The organism is Labrys sp. E2SS-1L, from assembly GCF_057073705.1.
In genome coordinates this window covers 4,930,494-4,946,333 of record NZ_CP172712.1, presented here as the reverse complement: position 1 = coordinate 4,946,333, position 15,840 = coordinate 4,930,494, and the positions used below count along the sequence as shown (strand labels likewise).

Genomic DNA, 15,840 nt, shown 5'->3' with positions numbered 1-15,840 from the left:
TCTTGCTTGACTGCAAGCGCGCTGTTTCCAAGAGCGGACGAGACGTCCGCGCACCCGGATTCTCAGATCTCGCCGAGCCCTTTCAGCCGCTCCAGCACGGCCTCGCGGCTGGCATAGGCTTCCTGGCGGTCGACGTTCCAATAGCGCAACTCATCGATCGGGATATGCGTGCCGGTCACGGCGCAGCGCACGTAATTGCCCGGCTTGAGGATGCGGAAATCGGAATCGAGGTACTGGACCTGTGCTTCGCCGGGCAAAGTCATGCGGCTTTCGTGACGGTTCATGGAGGCGCTGGCCTATGTGTTGCTGATCTTGTCGAAACTATAACAGAGCCAATTCTAATCGTCGAACAGGCTCGGTTGCGGACCGGCCTGTCCGCTCTTCGGCTTGGCTTTCGCCACGCCTGGGGCCGGCGGGGGCGCACCCTTGCCCACGATGAAATGGCCATCGGCGAATTGCAGGTCGAGGCTCGCTGCGGCCTGGGCTGCCGCGACATTGCGTATGGGGCTGCCTTGCTCGTCGCGCACCAGGGCAAAGCCGCGCTGCAGCACGCCCTGGTAGGAATAGGCTTCCAAGAGCACGGCGAAGCGGTCGAGCCTTTCGCGCTGGGCCGATGTGCGCGCGGCCGCGGCCTGCAGCAGGCGGCCGGCGAGGCTCGACAGGCGCTCGCGCCCGGCCTCGCTGCGGCGGGACAGCAAGAGCGGGGTGAGCTGGCCGGCTCGGCCGGCAAAGGCCTCGCGCTTGCGGGCGAGGGCGATGCGCGCCGAAGCCTCCAGGCGTTCGGCGATGGCGTGGAAGCGGTCGCGGCTGCGGTCGAGCCGGTTGGCGGGGCTCTGCGTCAGCAGCCGGCGGGTGAGGGCATCGTAGCGCTGGTGGTGGCGGCGGGTGTTGAGCGTGAGCGCGTGCACCAGGCGGCCGGCGGCAAGGTCGAGTTTCTGGCGCGGAGTCGCGAGCAGGGCCTCGCCACTGGGCAGGGCCCGGCCGAGATTGCGCAGGTCCTGGCGCCGGCGCTCGATCATGCGTAGCGCATGGCCGGTGAGGCGGGCGCCGAGATCGTGCAGATTGGCGAAGAGGTCGGCCCTGACCGGGACGGCCATTTCGGCGGCACCGGTCGGCGTCGGGGCCCGGCGGTCGGCGACATGGTCGATCAGCGTCCAGTCGGTCTCATGGCCGACCGCCGAGATCAGCGGGATCGAGCACGCCGCGGCGGCGCGCACCACGACTTCCTCGTTGAACGACCACAGATCCTCCAGGCTGCCGCCGCCGCGCGCCACGATCAGCACGTCCGGGCGCGGGATCGGGCCGCCGGCCGGCAGGGCATCGAAGCCGGCGATGGCATTGGCGATCTCGGCGGCGGATGTCTCGCCCTGCACCCGCACCGGCCAGACGATGACCCGGCGCGGAAAGCGGTCGGTGATGCGATGCAGGATGTCGCGGATCACGGCGCCGGTCGGCGAGGTGACCACGCCGATTACCCGCGGCAGGAAGGGCAGGGGACGCTTGCGGCCCTCGTCGAACAGGCCTTCGGCCGCGAGCTTGCGGCGGCGCTCCTCCAGGAGCGCCATCAGCGCACCGAGGCCGGCCGGTTCGAGCCGGTCGATGATGATCTGGTAGGAGGACTTGCCGGGGAAGGTGGTCAGCCGGCCATGGGCGATCACCTCCATGCCCTCCTCGGGGCGCTGGCGCAGCCGGGCGAGATTGCCCTTCCAGATCACCGCATCGATCTTGGCGCCTTCGTCCTTGAGGGCGAAATAGGCGTGTCCCGACGCCACCGGGCCGCGATAGCCCGAGATCTCGCCCCGCACGCGCACATAGCCGAAGGCATCCTCCACGGTGCGCTTGAGGGCGCCGGAGAGCTCGGAGACGGACCATTCAGGGGCGTTGGAGGGCTGAGAATCAGGAGAATTGTCGGGCATGGCGGCCATCTTACATGGAGCGCGGACATCTTGTCCGCTCTTCGCTCTGAACGCTGGCGGTTCAAGAGCGGACATCGCGACATAAGCATGTCGCTGGGATGTCCGCGCTCCAAGGAAATGCCGGCGGGTACTATCCCGCGGCCCCGAATCCGGCCTAGAATTGTATGAACAATCAAAACAACAGGCGGAGGCAACGATGAAGGCAGTGCGGCTCGATGCGGTGGGAGAGCTTTTTCTGAAGGAGGTGGAAAGGCCGAAGCCCGGGCCGGGCGACCTGCTGGTGCGGGTCGAGGCCTCCGGCATTTGCGGCACGGACCGCCATCTGCTCAAGGGCGAGTTTCCCTCCAAGCCGCCGGTGACCCTGGGGCATGAATTCTGCGGCATCATCGAGGAAGTCGGCCCCGGCGTGCAGGGTTTTCGCACCGGCATGCGGGTGACCGGCGATCCCAACATCGTGTGCGGGCGCTGCGTGCACTGCCAGAACGGGCGGATCAATCTGTGCCGCAATCTCACCGCCATCGGCATTCACCGCGACGGCGGCCTGGCCGACTATGTTATCGTGCCGCAGCAGCAGGCTTATGAACTGCCGCTGTCCCTGAAGGCCAGCCATGGCGCCTTCTGCGAGCCGATTGCCTGCTGCCTGCACGGCATCGACATTGCCGATATCCAGCCGGGCTCCTCGGTGATCGTGCTCGGCGGCGGCATGATCGGGCTGATCACGGTGCAACTGGCCAGGCTCGCCGGCGCGTCACGCGTGGTGCTGTCCACGCGCCAGGCGGTGAAGCGCGAGCTGGCCGAGCGCGTGGGCGCCACCGCCAGCATCGATCCCACCCGGGGCGATTTCATCGCCAACGTGACCGGCCCCGACGGCCTGCTACCCGGCGGAGCCGACGTGGTGATCGAATGCGCCGGCGTGGCCGAAACGGTGGAGCAATCCTTCCGGCTCGCCCGTCCCGGCGGCACCGTGGTGATCCTCGGCGTGATGGCGCAGGGCGAGAAGGTGGCGGTCGAGCCCTTCGACATCCTGTTCCGCGAGCTGAAGGTGTTCGGCTCCTTCATCAACCCCTTCACCCATCGGCGGGCGGCCGAGCTGGTGGCCAGCGGAGCCCTCAAGCTCGACGAGCTGATCTCGCGCGAGGTCAGGCTGGAGGAGGTGCCCGCCATCATTGCCAGGCCGGCCGGGCCGGGCGAGGTCAAGATCCTCTTCGTGCCCTGACAAGCCGCCGGACCGTAAACGTTTCGTGAACAAAATACTGGCGCGGGGCTGGCGACTCGGCCGGGAAGACCTATCTTGCAGGGCATGAAGGCTGGGAGCGTGCTCCCAGCCGCCCCGTATCCTGGCGAGATTGCATGCCCCGTAAACTGCCTTCCATCGACAAGACGCAGGCCCGGCGCATCTGGCTGAGGGCCCAGCGCCTCGACAGCCTGGCTCCCTTCGGCGACGGGCCGCAGGCGACTCCTGCGGCGACCGCGCATCTGGGCTATGTGCAGATCGACACCATCAACGTGATCGAGCGCAGCCACCATCACATCTTGTGGACGCGCATTCCCGACTATCGCCGCGACCATCTCGTCCAGGCGCAAAGCGCCGACAAGTCGGTGTTCGAATATTGGACGCATGCGCTGTCCTATATTCCCACCCAGGACCTGCGCTACTTCCTGCCCGACATGAAGGCCTATCTCGACCGGCCCAATGGCTGGTTCGAGAGCGTGTCGAAGGCCGATCTGCGCAAGGTCCTCAGCCTGATCCGCAAGGGTGGGGCTCTCTCCATTCGCGACATCGACGACGACGTGCTGGTGGAGAAGACCCATCCCTGGGCCAGCCGCAAGCCTTCGAAGAAGGCGCTGCAGCTGGCCTTCTATACCGGCGTGCTGACCATCAGCGCCCGCGTGGGCATGCTCAAGACCTATGAGCTGATGGAGCGCCATTTCGGCTGGGCTGAGCAGCGGGACCTCAAGCCCAAGCCGGCCACCGAGCGCCAGCGGCTCGACTACATCATCGACCGGGCGCTGCGCGCGCAGGGGCTGATCAGCCTCGATTCCATCTGCCATCTCGATGCCGGCCGCAAGGGTGCGGTGCGCGAGCGCCTCGAAAGCCGGGTGCGGCGCAAAGACCTGGTGGCCGTGGAGGTCGAGGGGGCCGGCAAGACCGAGCATTGGGCCAGCCCCGAAACGCTCGACGCCGTCGCCGCGGCGCCGCCGGCCGAGCTCGTGCATATCCTCTCGCCCTTCGACCCCCTGGTGATCCAGCGCAAGCGGTTGAAACTCTTCTTCGACTATGATCACCGCTTCGAGGCCTATGTGCCGAAGGAAAAACGGGTTTTCGGCTATTTCGCTCTGCCGGTGCTGGTGGGCGAAGAGGTGGTAGCGGCCATCGATCTCAAGACGGACCGCGCCGCCGGCAAGGTGCTGATCCAGCAATGGAACTGGGTGGGCGAGGGCGATGCCGCCGCCCACAAGCCCGCGATCGAGGAAGCGCTGGGACGGTTCGAGGCCTTCCAGCTGGCGGAGTGATGCCGGCACGTTATCGATGCTGATGGGCAGCATCCACTGTTGCCTAAAAGACATGTCATCCCGGGCGGGGTCGAAGACCCCGGGAAGGGGATCCAGGAGTTACAGGACGAAACTCATAGCCCCTGGATCCCCTTCCCACGGCCTTCGGCCGCGCCGGGGATGACGGGAGCACTTGTTTTCCAATTCTGGTCAGATCAACGAGTACTCGGACCGGATGCTCGTTCGTTCTGGTTTGCCGTGCCCTTTCACGGGCACGGCGTTACTGGTCGGCTATTTTGCGTCGGCGCGCAGCTTGTCGTTGCCGCGGTTCCCGTCGGGGATCTTGTGGTCGGGATCGAGGGTGGCCTGCACCACCTTCTTGCCGGGCTCCACGATGACGGTGGTCGAGGCTTGCCTGATCCAGCTTTCGGCGGGCAGACGATAGTCGCGATGGCTGCCGTCGGCGAAGTCGACCCGCAAGGTCACCGGCATGACCAGCTTGTCGTGGCTGCCGACGGTGATGGCCGTGCCCTTGGGCGCCTTGTCCTTGTTGTCCTTGTCCTTGTCGTCGGTCGCCGGCCCGATCTTGTCGATGGCGAGGTCGAGCGTCCAATTGTGGTCGTACCAGCCGCGCCACCACCAGGAGAGGTCCTCGCCGGTGCTGCTTTCCATCGCCCGGAAGAAATCGTCCGGCTTGGGATGCTTGAAGGCCCAGGCCGCGGTGAACTGGCGGAAGGCCGCGTCGAAGCGCTCCGGCCCGAGGATCTGCTCGCGCAGCAGCACGAGGCCGAGCGCGGATTTGAAATAGGTCACCGGGTGGCGGTATTTCTCGATCACGGTGTCGGCCCGCGAGAGGATCGGCGGCGCGTCGCGGTCCTTCAATACCTCGATGATCTCGTCGACGGGATTGCCACCGCCCGGCGCATATTCGACATCGCGTTTGGGCGCATATTCGCCATGGTTGAAATCGTCCGACTCATAGACGTCGATGAAGGTGTTGAAGCCTTCGTCCATCCAGGCGTCGCGCCGCTCGTCGAAACCGACGACCATCGGAAACCAGGTGTGGCCGATCTCATGGGCGGTAACCCAGAACAGGTCCTTGGTCTTGTCGCCAATGCCGTCGAAAAGCAGGCCGGGATATTCCATGCCGGCGAGATCGTCGGGGCCGGCGATATTGACAGCGACCGGCCAGGGATAGGGATACCAGCGGGCCGAAAAGCGTTCGACCGCGTCCTTGAGATATTCGGTCGAACGGCCCCAGCGCTCGCTGCCCTGGCTTTCAGCCGGGTAGAAGGACATGGCGAGCGCCGACTTGCCGCCCGGTAGGTTGATGCGCGCCGCGTCCCAGGCAAAGGCGACCGAGGCTGCGAAAACCACGTCGCGGCTGTTCTGCATGCGATAGTGCCAGGTCAGCGTGCCGTCCTTCTTCGGGCGTGACTTGGGATCATCGATTTCCGGGACGCTGCGGATGGTCACGGTCTTGTCGCTGGCGCGGGCCTTCTTGAGCCGACTTTGCTGCTCGGATGTCAGCACCTCCTGCGGGTTTGCCAATTCACCCGAGCCCGCCACCAGCATGGTGCTCGGTGCCGTTACCCAATAGTCGAAATTGCCATAGTCGAGATAAAACTCCTGGGCTAGGTAGGGCAGCGTGTCCCAGCCGCGGATGTCGTCATAGACGGCCATGCGCGGATACCATTGCGCGATCTCGTAGACGGGCCCGGCCTTGGCCTTGCCCCAGCCCATGCGCCCGCCCCATTCGCCGGGAATGGCGAAGTGATAGCGGATGTGGAGCTTGACCTGCCCGCCCTTGGCGGCCAGCGGCATCGGCAGGGCGATGCGCAGGCGTGTGTCGCTGACGGTATAGGAAACGGGTGCTGCCTTGCCGCCGCCGATCGCGACGCTGTCGAGCACGAAGCCGTCCGTGGTGCCCTCGCGCGCCTTGCCGTTGGCGTAACCGCTGCGGCTGTCGGTCTTGTAGATGTTCTGGTCGAGTTGCAGCCAGAGCTCGGTCAGCCGGTCGGGGCTGTTGTTGGTATAGGTGATGACCTCATCGCCGCTGATGGCAGGCTGATCAGGCTGGAGCGTGGCATGGATCTGATAATCGGCCTTGTTCTGCCAATATTGAGGACCGGGCAGGCCATTGGCCGAGCGATAGGCGTTGACGGCCTGCGCCGGCGGGCGCGGCGCAAAGGTTTCCCGGGGCTGATACTGTGCCAGGGCCGGCGTCGCAGCCAGACAAAGGAATGCAATCGGAAAAAGATGCGCGGGCCGCCGCCTATGATGCAAGAATCGTTGGTATATTTCTGCCGTATTCATGGAAATACCTGCTGTCGATGGACTGTCCCCTCCATCCCAATCGGATATCCCCGCTCACTTCTTAGAGCATGAACGCTGTCCTCGCCATGATTTGTACGACCGATGCAACAAATTGATGCCGGCGGCGGGACGACTGCCCGGTCCCGACATCTTGCCGGGTGTCGTCGACATGAATAGGATGGGTGCGTCGATCGGATGTTACATGTGCGACGTCCCGGCACAGGGAGGCGCGGCGTGAGCGAAGCGGGGACAAGGAAGCCGGCTCGGTCCGAAAAGCAGGCGCCGCGGCTGTCCGTCGGCTTCATCCTGGCGCGTCACTTCACCCTGAACGCCTTTGCCAATTTCGTCGACGTGCTGCGCCTGGCGGCAGATGAAGGCGACCGCAGCCGGCCGATCCGCTTCGAATGGAGCGTGCTGTCCGACACCATGAGCCCGATCGCCTCCAGCAGCGGCGTGGTGGTCGCGCCCAGCGAGAGGCTGGGGGACCCCGGCAAGTTCGACTATATCGTGGTGGTGGGCGGGTTGATCGACGAGGTCCCGAAACTCAGCCCCGCCTATTCGCGCTATCTCCAGCGGGCGGCGGCGGCCAGGGTGCCGCTCGTCGGCGTGTGCACCGGCGCCTTCATCCTGCACCATGCCGGGCTGATGGAGGGCTATCGCTGCTGCGTGAGCTGGTTCCACCACACCGATTTCCTGGAGCAGTTCGACGGTCTCCAGCCGGTGTCCGACCAGATCTTCATCGTCGATCGCGACCGCCTCACCTGTCCGGGCGGCGCCAGCGCGGCCCATCTGGCGGCCTTCCTGGTCGAGCGGCATTTGGGCAAGGCCGCCGCGACCAAGAGCCTGCACATCATGATGATCAACGGGGCGGAGGTCGGCGAGGCGCCGCAGCCGAGCCCGACGCTCGATTTCAACACCTCCGATCCCTTCGTCAGGAAGGCGCTGCTGCTGGTGCAGCAAAGCCTGGATGCGCCGCTCTCCGTCGGCCAGATCGCCCGGCATCTGGGCATCACCAAGCGCCGGCTCGAGCGCCATTTCGAGAGCGCGCTCGCCACCTCGCCGCGCGCGGCCTTCATGGAGATGCGGCTGTCGCTCGCCCGGCATATGGTCGAGACCTCCAACAAATCCTTCGCCAAGATCGCCATGGAGTGCGGCTTCTCGGATTCCGCCCATTTCAGCCGGCGGTTCCGTCAGCGCTTCACGACAACGCCGAGCGAATTCCGCAAGGAATGGCAAATTAATTCGGGGACAGTTTACTAATTTAACGCGACCGATCATGATCGGCGCATGGCCCGTATCGCCCGTCTGGTCGTTCCCGGTTTTGCCCATCATGTCACGCAGCGGGGCAATCGCCGCGAGCGGGTGTTCTTCTGCGACGAGGATTACCGGGCCTATCTCGATCTCCTGAAGATCTATGCCCCGAAATCGGGCACGCGGCTGATCGCCTGGTGCCTGATGCCCAATCACGTTCATCTGCTCGCCATTCCCACCGAACCGGACGGGCTCAGGGCCATGCTGGGCGAGACGCATCGGCGTTACACCGCGCGCATCAACACGCGCCAGCAATGGACCGGGCATCTGTGGCAGGGACGCTTCGGTTCCGTGGTCATGGACGAGACGCACCTGGCCCATGCGGTCCGCTATGTCTGCCTCAACCCCGTCCGCGCGCGCCTGGTCGAGCGGGCGCAGGACTGGCCCTGGTCGAGCGCGCGGGTCCATCTCGACGGCCGCGACGACGGGCTGACCGATCTCGGCCCCGTGCGCGAACGTTTCCCCGATATCGCCGGCCTCCTGCAGGCCGGGGAGGACGAGAGGGCGGCGAACGCCCTGCGTCTGGCGGAGACGTCGGGCCGGCCGCTCGGCGGCGGCGCCTGGATCGAACAGCTGGAGGCCGTGACCGGCCGTGTCCTCAGGCCGCAGAAGCGGGGCAGGAAGAGCAAGCTGGACGAAGGGGACCGGTCGACATCGCGGTGAAATGAACGGAAAATCGGAGACAGTTTACTAATGACGTAGCTTCGCTTGATCCGTACGTGGACTCATCGTTGAAATTAGTAAACTGTCCCTGAATTAATTTAATTTGCTCCTCGCTCACGGCACCAGGTCAGTGTCCTTGACCGATTCCATCACCACGAAGGTCGAGGTGTTGGCGACATGGGGCAGGCTCGAGATGCGTTCGCCGAGCACCTGGCGATAGCGGCGGATATTGGCGGTGCGCACCTTGAGGAGATAGTCGTAGGAGCTTGCGATCATATGGCATTCCTCGACTTCCGGGATCTTGAACACCGCCGCGTTGAAGGCCTTCAGCGCGGCCTCGCGCGTGTCCGAAAGCTTCACTTCCGTATAGGCGATATGGTCGAGGCCCATCTTGCTGGAGTCGAGAATGGCGCGGAAGCCGCGGATGTAACCCTCGTCGACAAGGCGCTTCAGCCGCTGATGGCACGGTGTCTTGGAAAGCCCAATCTTTTCAGACAGTTCGGTGATGGAGATGCGGCCGTTTTCGACCAGCGCATCGATGATCTTGCGGTCGTAACCATCCAGATTTCCTGTTTCTGTCGTTTTTGCCATCCAAAAGTCCTGGATATCGATGAATCAAAAGTGATATTGTCTACAAAGGCGCATAATCTTGGCAAAAATGCAAGAATGGGGCGTGCTATGTGATCGCCACGACGCGAGGTATCATCGCCGATCCGGCCCAATGGCACCTGACGTTTCCCCAGAGCGAGACAGCCATGACGACATCTGCCGCACTCAGCCAAGGTTCCTTGCAAAATCCCCAGCCTGCCCCCAGGCCCTTCGCCGATTTTGCGCCGCCGATCCGGCCGCAGACGCCGCTGCGCCAGGCCATCACGGCGGCCTATCGCCGTTCCGAGGAGGAATGCGTGGCGGCGCTCCTGGAGCAGGCCAGCCTGCCGGCGGGTGTCAAGGAGGCGATCAGCGCCACCGGCCGCAAGCTGATCGAGGCGCTGCGTTCCAAGCGCCGGGGCGGCGGTGTTGAGGCGCTGGTGCATGAATATTCGCTCTCCAGCCAGGAAGGCGTGGCGCTGATGTGCCTCGCCGAGGCCTTGCTGCGCATTCCCGACATGGCGACGCGAGACGCCCTGATCCGCGACAAGATCGCCGATGGCGATTGGCGCTCCCATGTCGGCGGCGGGCGCTCGCTCTTCGTCAACGCCGCGACCTGGGGCCTGGTGGTTACAGGCAAACTCTCGAACACCGTCAATGACCGCGGCCTGTCGGCGGCGCTGACCCGGCTGATCGCCCGTTGCGGCGAGCCGGTGATCCGCCGCGGCGTCGACATGGCGATGCGCATGATGGGCGAGCAGTTCGTCACCGGCGAGACCATCGCGGAAGCGCTGAAACGCGCCCGGCCGCTGGAGGAGAGGGGCTTTCGCTATTCCTACGACATGCTGGGCGAGGCGGCGACCACCGCTGCCGATGCGACGCGCTACTACAAGGACTATGAGACCGCCATCCACGCCATCGGCCGCGCTTCGGCAGGCCGCGGCATCTATGACGGGCCCGGCATCTCCATCAAGCTCTCGGCGCTGCATCCGCGCTATGTGCGCGCCCAGGCCGAGCGGGTGATGGCGGAATTGCTGCCCAAGGTGAAGGCGCTGGCCGCCATCGCTAAGCAATACGACATCGGCCTCAACATCGACGCCGAGGAGGCCGACCGGCTCGAACTCTCGCTCGACCTCCTGGAGAGCCTGTGCGAGGACCCCGATCTCAAGGGCTGGGACGGCATCGGCTTCGTGGTCCAGGCCTATGGCAAGCGTTGCCCGTTCGTGCTCGATTTCATCATCGACCTGGCGCGCCGCACCGGGCACCGCATCATGGTGCGCCTGGTCAAGGGCGCCTATTGGGATGCCGAGATCAAGCGGGCGCAGGTCGACGGCCTGCCCGACTTTCCGGTCTTCACCCGCAAGGTGCACACCGACGTTTCCTATATCGCCTGCGCGCGCAAGCTGCTGGAGGCCACCGACGCCGTCTTCCCGCAATTTGCCACGCACAATGCCCAGTCGCTCGCCACCATCTATCAACTCGCCGGCGCCGACTTCAAAACTGGCCAATACGAGTTCCAATGCCTGCACGGCATGGGCGAGCCGCTCTATGACGAGGTGGTCGGGGCGCACAAGCTGCGCCGGCCGGCCCGCATTTATGCCCCCGTCGGCACGCATGAGACGCTGCTTGCCTATCTCGTGCGCCGTCTCCTGGAAAACGGGGCGAATTCCTCTTTCGTCAATCGCATCGGCGACCCCAATGTTTCGGTCGACGAACTGATCGCCGATCCGGCCGAGGTGATCAGCGCGATGGCGGTGGTCGGGGCGCGCCACGACCAGATTTCCCTGCCCGCCCAGCTCTATGACGAGCGTGCCAATTCCGCCGGGCTCGACCTTTCCAACGAGACGACGCTTGCCGAGATCGGCGCAATCCTCAAGGAGAGCGCCGGCCGGGCCTGGACGTCCGTGCCGCAGCTTGCTGGCGCTCGCAGTGCCGGAGAAAGCCGGCCCGTGCTCAATCCCGGCGACCATGAGGATGTCGTCGGTGAGGTGACCGAGGCCACCGAGGCCGATGTCGCCACGGCGATGGCGAACGCGCAAAAGGCGATGCAGGGCTGGTCCCGCTGGACACCGGGCGAGCGCGCGACCGCATTGGAGCGCGCCGCCGACATCATGCAGAGCGAGATGCCGGTGCTGCTCGGCCTGATCATGCGCGAGGCGGGCAAGTCGATGCCGAACGCCATCGCCGAGGTGCGCGAGGCCATCGACTTCCTGCGCTATTACGCCGACCAGGCCCGCCTTACGCTGGGCGTCGCCCACAAGCCGCTCGGGCCGGTCGTCTGTATCAGCCCGTGGAATTTCCCGCTGGCGATCTTCTCCGGCCAGGTTGCCGCCGCTTTGGTGGCGGGCAATGCCGTGCTCGCCAAGCCGGCGGAGGAAACGCCATTGATCGCCGCCCAGGCCGTGCGCATCCTGCACGAGGCCGGTGTCCCGGCCGATGCCCTGCAGCTCCTGCCGGGCGACGGCCGGGTCGGCGCGGCACTCGTCGCCGCGCCGGAGACCTCTGGCGTGATGTTCACCGGCTCGACCGAGGTGGCGCGCCTGATCCAGGCCCAGCTCGCCACGCGCCTCGGCTCCCATGGCAAGCCGATCCCGCTGATCGCCGAGACCGGCGGCCAGAACGCCATGATCGTCGATTCATCGGCCCTGGCCGAGCAGGTGGTCGCGGATGTGATCGCCTCTGCCTTCGATAGCGCCGGGCAGCGCTGTTCGGCCCTGCGCGTGCTCTGCCTGCAGGAGGATGTCGCCGACCGCACCCTCACCATGCTCAAGGGCGCGCTGAAGGAGCTCAGCATCGGTTCAACCGACAGCCTGAAGGTCGATATCGGCCCCGTCATCACCGCCGAGGCCAAGGCCACCATCGAGGGCCATGTCGAGGCCATGCGCGGCCGCGGCCGCAAGGTGGAGCAGGTGGCGCTGGGCGAAGCGACGCAGGCCGGTACCTTCGTGGCGCCCACCATCATCGAGATCAACGAGCTGGCCGATCTCACGCGCGAGGTCTTCGGGCCGGTACTGCATGTGGTGCGCTACAAGCGCGACGATCTGGAACGCCTGATCGATGCGATCAACGCGACCGGCTATGGCCTGACCTTCGGCCTGCACACCCGCCTCGACGAGACCATCGCCCATGTCACCAGCCTGGTGAAAACAGGCAATGTCTACATCAACCGCAACACCATCGGCGCGGTCGTCGGCGTGCAGCCCTTCGGCGGGCGCGGCCTGTCGGGCACCGGTCCCAAGGCGGGCGGGCCCCTCTATCTCGGGCGCCTGGTCGACACCCCGCCAATCCCCCCGCGGCACAGCTCGGTCCATACCGATCCGGTGCTGACCGACTTCGCCAAATGGCTGGGACAGCGCGGCATGAACAATCTGGCCCAGGATGCGCGCGAAATCGGCGGCGACTCCGCCCTCGGCCTGGAGATCGAGCTGACCGGCCCGGTCGGCGAGCGCAACCTCTACGCCCTGCATCCGCGCGGCCAGATCCTGCTGGTGCCGCAGACCGAGATCGGCCTGCACCGGCAGCTCACGGCGGCGCTCGCGACCGGCAACAGCGTGGTGATCGATATGGCTTCCGGGCTGCAACCCGTGCTCAAGACCCTGCCGGCCAGCGTGGCGGTGCGGGTGAGCTGGAGCAAGGACTGGAGGAAGTCGGGCCCGTTCGCCGGTGCCCTGGTCGAGGGAAACCCGGATGAGATCCAGGAGGCGAGCAAGGCCATCGCCGCCTTGCCGGGGCCGCTCGTCCTGGTGCAAGCGGCCTCCTCGCAGGAACTCGCGGCGAAGGCGGACGCCTATTGCCTCAACTGGCTCCTGGAGGAAGTTTCCACCTCGATCAACACCACGGCCGCCGGCGGCAATGCCAGCCTGATGACGATTGGGTAGGGGACAGGCAGATGCTCGCCTTACCGTGCCCGAACGAACATCGCCTTGTTCCCCCGGAAACCTCTATCCCCAGCCGAGCTTGAAACTTCGCTCCATGGCGATTGTCTTGTCGCCGCGCGCCGATATCTTGGCGCCTGCGCCGATCCCATGAATCGGCAGCAGTGGAGACGACAATGACGGATGGACGGCGGGCTGTGGCGAATACCGGGAAAGGCCGGACTTTCCTCGCGGCATCTTTGGCGAGCGCGTTGATGCTGGGCGCCCCGGCGGCCATGGCTGCGGCGATGGGCATGGGGGACGAGCCGCCCTCCACCAGCAGCGAGGTCAAGGGCGTGGCATTCCGCCTTCTGACCACCCTGCCGCGTGCCCCCCGGGCGGTGGAAGGAGCAGACGAGTGCAGCCAGCTGGTTGTCAAGCCTGCCTCTGAAGCCGGCCGTGTCGTGGCGGAGCGCGGCTGGGCCGTGACGGGCGAGGCCAAGCTGGGGACCTCCCTGCGCGCCGTCAGCTTCGCCGGTGGGTTCGAGCCGGGCACCAGCGGTACCTGCCTGGTCAATGACGGCAATGTCGGTGTCTTCGACGGCGGCAAGCTGGTTGCCCTGCTCTATGCCGAAAAAGGCTCCAAGCAGTCGCTGGGCCGCGTCCAGGCTCTCGAAGGGGGCGGGGTGCGTGTCATCGACGGCGATTATCTCGCCACACCGATCGGCGATATCCGCTCGATCGACGACTACAAGTTCGAGTTCAACCCGGTGGCGGCCAGTGACGGCGTCTGCGGCGGCCGTGCCAAGGTGCCCAACATCAACAACATGCCGATCGACAAGGCGCGCGCCGCGCTGAAGGCGAATGGCTGGGAGCCGGTGCCTTCAAGCGAGCAGGATCGCACCGACAGCCGCGTCGCCGAACTCGTCAAGCTCGGCGTGATCGAGGCGGAGGCCTGCTCGGGCACCGGCCTCGGCTATTGCAGCTACAATTATCGCGGCGAGGCGGGCACCCTGTCGGTCACCACGGCGGGTGACAACGACTACCCCTCGGTGTCGGACTATGACGTGAAGTGCAATTGAGGCTTCGGCCGGCGCAAGCAGATTTGAACTCACGCGACCATTGTCATTGCCGGGCTTGACCCGGCAATCCAGCTCTTTTCTCGCCATTGCGCAGGGCACTGCGGTGGATGCCCGGGTCAAGCCCGGGCATGACAAAGCTCAGCGCCGCCCTTCATGGACGGGTCCTCACACCGTCGGGTCGACCCAGCCGAAGGGCGGTTCGAAGCCGGCCATGGTCGACGGGCCCCAGGTACCGGGTTGGTAGGGGGTAACGGGCACGACATTGCCGATGACGGGATCGAAGATGCGCCAGGCGATTTCGGCGGCATCCTGCCGGGTGAACAGGGCGTTGTCGCCCTCCATGGCGTCGCCGATCAGTCGCTCATAGGGGGCGAGGTCACCGGTGCCGTCATCGACGGCGACGAGTTCGACCGGCTCGCCCACCAGGTTCTCGCCGGGCGCCTTGATACGCGAGCCGAGTCCGATGGTGATCTGCGGATTGATGCGGAAGCGAAGCTCGTTGGAGGGCCCTTGCAACCGTTCGGCGAACACGTCGTGCGGCGGCTTCCTGAAGCGGACCACCACCTCGGTGCAGCGCACCGGCAGGTTCTTGCCGGCGCGGATATAGAAGGGCACGTCGGCCCAGCGCCAGCTGTCGACGAACATCCTCACCGCCGCGAAGGTCTCCACGGTGGAATTCGGTGCCACGCCGGGCTCGTCGTGATAGCCGACGAACTGGCCGCGCACCACGTCCTGCGGCGTCAGCGTGCGGATCGCCTTGAAGATCTTGACCTTCTCCTCGATCAGATCGTCCTCGAGCCGGCCGGCCGGCGGCTCCATGGCGAGCAGGATCAGCACGTTGACGAGATGGTTCTGGATCACGTCTCTGATGGTACCGACCTCGTCATAGAACTTGCCGCGGCCCTGCACGCCGAAGTTCTCGGCCATGGTGATCTGGATGCTCTCGACGAAATTGCGGTTCCAGACCGGCTCGAGGAAGGCGTTGGCGAAGCGGAAATAGAGCAGGTTCTGGATGGCTTCCTTGCCGACATAGTGGTCGATGCGGAAGATGGCGCTCTCGTCGAAGAAGCGATGCAGGACGGCGTTGAGTTCCTTGGCGGAAGCCTCGTCATGCCCGAAGGGCTTTTCCACCATCAGCCTGGCATTGGCGGCACAGCCCGATTGCTGCAGGCCTTCAGCCACCGTTTCGAACAGGCTCGGCGGGATCGCCAGATAGTGCAGGGGGCGGCTGGCCTGGCCTAGGGCCGCCTTCAGCTTGGCGAAAGTCTCGGGGCTGCGGTAATCGCCGCTGACATAGCCGAGAAGATCGGAAAACCTGGCGAATACGCTCTCGTCGAAGGCATCGCCATAGGCCTTCACCGTGCTCTCGCGGGCCCGGGCGCGCAGCTTCTCCACGTCCCAGGGATCGAAGGCGACGCCGATCACCGGGACGGAGAGGGCGTTGCGTCGGACCATGGCATACAGGGCAGGAAAGATCTGCTTGAAGGCGAGATCACCCGTGGCGCCGAAGAGAACGAAAGCGTCGGAATGCGGTGCCGGCATGATGTCTTCCCGAATTGAACTGCCACCCAGCGAAACTACCAGTTGGTAAAACGGAAGAGGCCTGATGGGAAGTCG

At 65.4% G+C, this 15,840-nt stretch carries 11 protein-coding genes; 6 read left to right on the top strand and 5 right to left on the bottom strand.

What is annotated here, in order from left to right:
* Positions 1–62: 62 nt before the first annotated feature.
* Both ACIGJE_RS23130 and xseA read right to left on the bottom strand, forming a co-directional pair.
* Complete coding sequence (locus tag ACIGJE_RS23130) at positions 63–284, bottom strand: DUF2093 domain-containing protein (RefSeq protein ID WP_105862435.1); 222 nt, start codon at positions 282–284, stop codon at positions 63–65.
* Positions 285–338: 54 nt separating this feature from the next.
* The gene (xseA, locus tag ACIGJE_RS23125; protein ID WP_311943234.1) at positions 339–1,916 is read right to left on the bottom strand and encodes an exodeoxyribonuclease VII large subunit; all 1,578 of its coding nucleotides are present in this window, start codon (positions 1,914–1,916) and stop codon (positions 339–341) included.
* A 196-nt stretch (positions 1,917–2,112) separates the two neighbouring features.
* Between xseA and ACIGJE_RS23120 the strand changes: the two genes are divergently transcribed.
* Together ACIGJE_RS23120 and ACIGJE_RS23115 are read left to right on the top strand one after the other, a co-directional pair.
* Positions 2,113–3,132: a zinc-dependent alcohol dehydrogenase family protein gene (locus ACIGJE_RS23120; protein WP_483678757.1), complete on the top strand. Its 1,020-nt coding sequence runs from the start codon at positions 2,113–2,115 to the stop codon at positions 3,130–3,132.
* Positions 3,133–3,266: 134 nt separating this feature from the next.
* Complete coding sequence (locus ACIGJE_RS23115; RefSeq protein WP_415080555.1) at positions 3,267–4,430, top strand: winged helix-turn-helix domain-containing protein; 1,164 nt, start codon at positions 3,267–3,269, stop codon at positions 4,428–4,430.
* 270 nt (positions 4,431–4,700) lie between these two features.
* Here the strand turns inward: ACIGJE_RS23115 and ACIGJE_RS23110 are convergent, their stop codons facing one another.
* Positions 4,701–6,695 (bottom strand): M1 family metallopeptidase, encoded by a 1,995-nt coding sequence (locus ACIGJE_RS23110; protein WP_415080556.1) that lies wholly within the window; start codon positions 6,693–6,695, stop codon positions 4,701–4,703.
* A gap of 264 nt (positions 6,696–6,959) precedes the next feature.
* On the opposite strand from ACIGJE_RS23110, the gene ACIGJE_RS23105 reads away from it, so the two are divergent.
* Both ACIGJE_RS23105 and ACIGJE_RS23100 read left to right on the top strand, forming a co-directional pair.
* Positions 6,960–7,985 carry a GlxA family transcriptional regulator gene (locus tag ACIGJE_RS23105; protein ID WP_415080557.1) on the top strand — a complete coding sequence of 342 codons (1,026 nt, stop codon included), beginning with the start codon at positions 6,960–6,962 and terminating at the stop codon, positions 7,983–7,985.
* A 27-nt stretch (positions 7,986–8,012) separates the two neighbouring features.
* Entirely contained in the window at positions 8,013–8,699 is a 687-nt protein-coding gene (locus ACIGJE_RS23100) for an REP-associated tyrosine transposase (protein ID WP_415080558.1), read from the top strand.
* Between the two features lie 114 nt (positions 8,700–8,813).
* Here ACIGJE_RS23100 and ACIGJE_RS23095 read toward each other — a convergent pair whose 3' ends face one another.
* Positions 8,814–9,290: an Lrp/AsnC family transcriptional regulator gene (locus ACIGJE_RS23095; RefSeq protein WP_311943222.1), complete on the bottom strand. Its 477-nt coding sequence runs from the start codon at positions 9,288–9,290 to the stop codon at positions 8,814–8,816.
* 164 nt (positions 9,291–9,454) lie between these two features.
* Between ACIGJE_RS23095 and putA the strand changes: the two genes are divergently transcribed.
* Together putA and ACIGJE_RS23085 are read left to right on the top strand one after the other, a co-directional pair.
* Positions 9,455–13,165, top strand: coding sequence for a trifunctional transcriptional regulator/proline dehydrogenase/L-glutamate gamma-semialdehyde dehydrogenase (putA, locus tag ACIGJE_RS23090; RefSeq protein ID WP_483678756.1), 3,711 nt, complete (start codon positions 9,455–9,457; stop codon positions 13,163–13,165).
* Positions 13,166–13,416: 251 nt separating this feature from the next.
* Positions 13,417–14,223, top strand: a complete 807-nt coding sequence (locus ACIGJE_RS23085) for a hypothetical protein (RefSeq protein WP_311943218.1) — start codon at positions 13,417–13,419, stop codon at positions 14,221–14,223.
* A gap of 165 nt (positions 14,224–14,388) precedes the next feature.
* Here the strand turns inward: ACIGJE_RS23085 and zwf are convergent, their stop codons facing one another.
* Entirely contained in the window at positions 14,389–15,765 is a 1,377-nt protein-coding gene (gene zwf, locus ACIGJE_RS23080; protein WP_311943216.1) for a glucose-6-phosphate dehydrogenase, read from the bottom strand.
* Between the last annotated feature and the right edge of the window lie 75 nt (positions 15,766–15,840).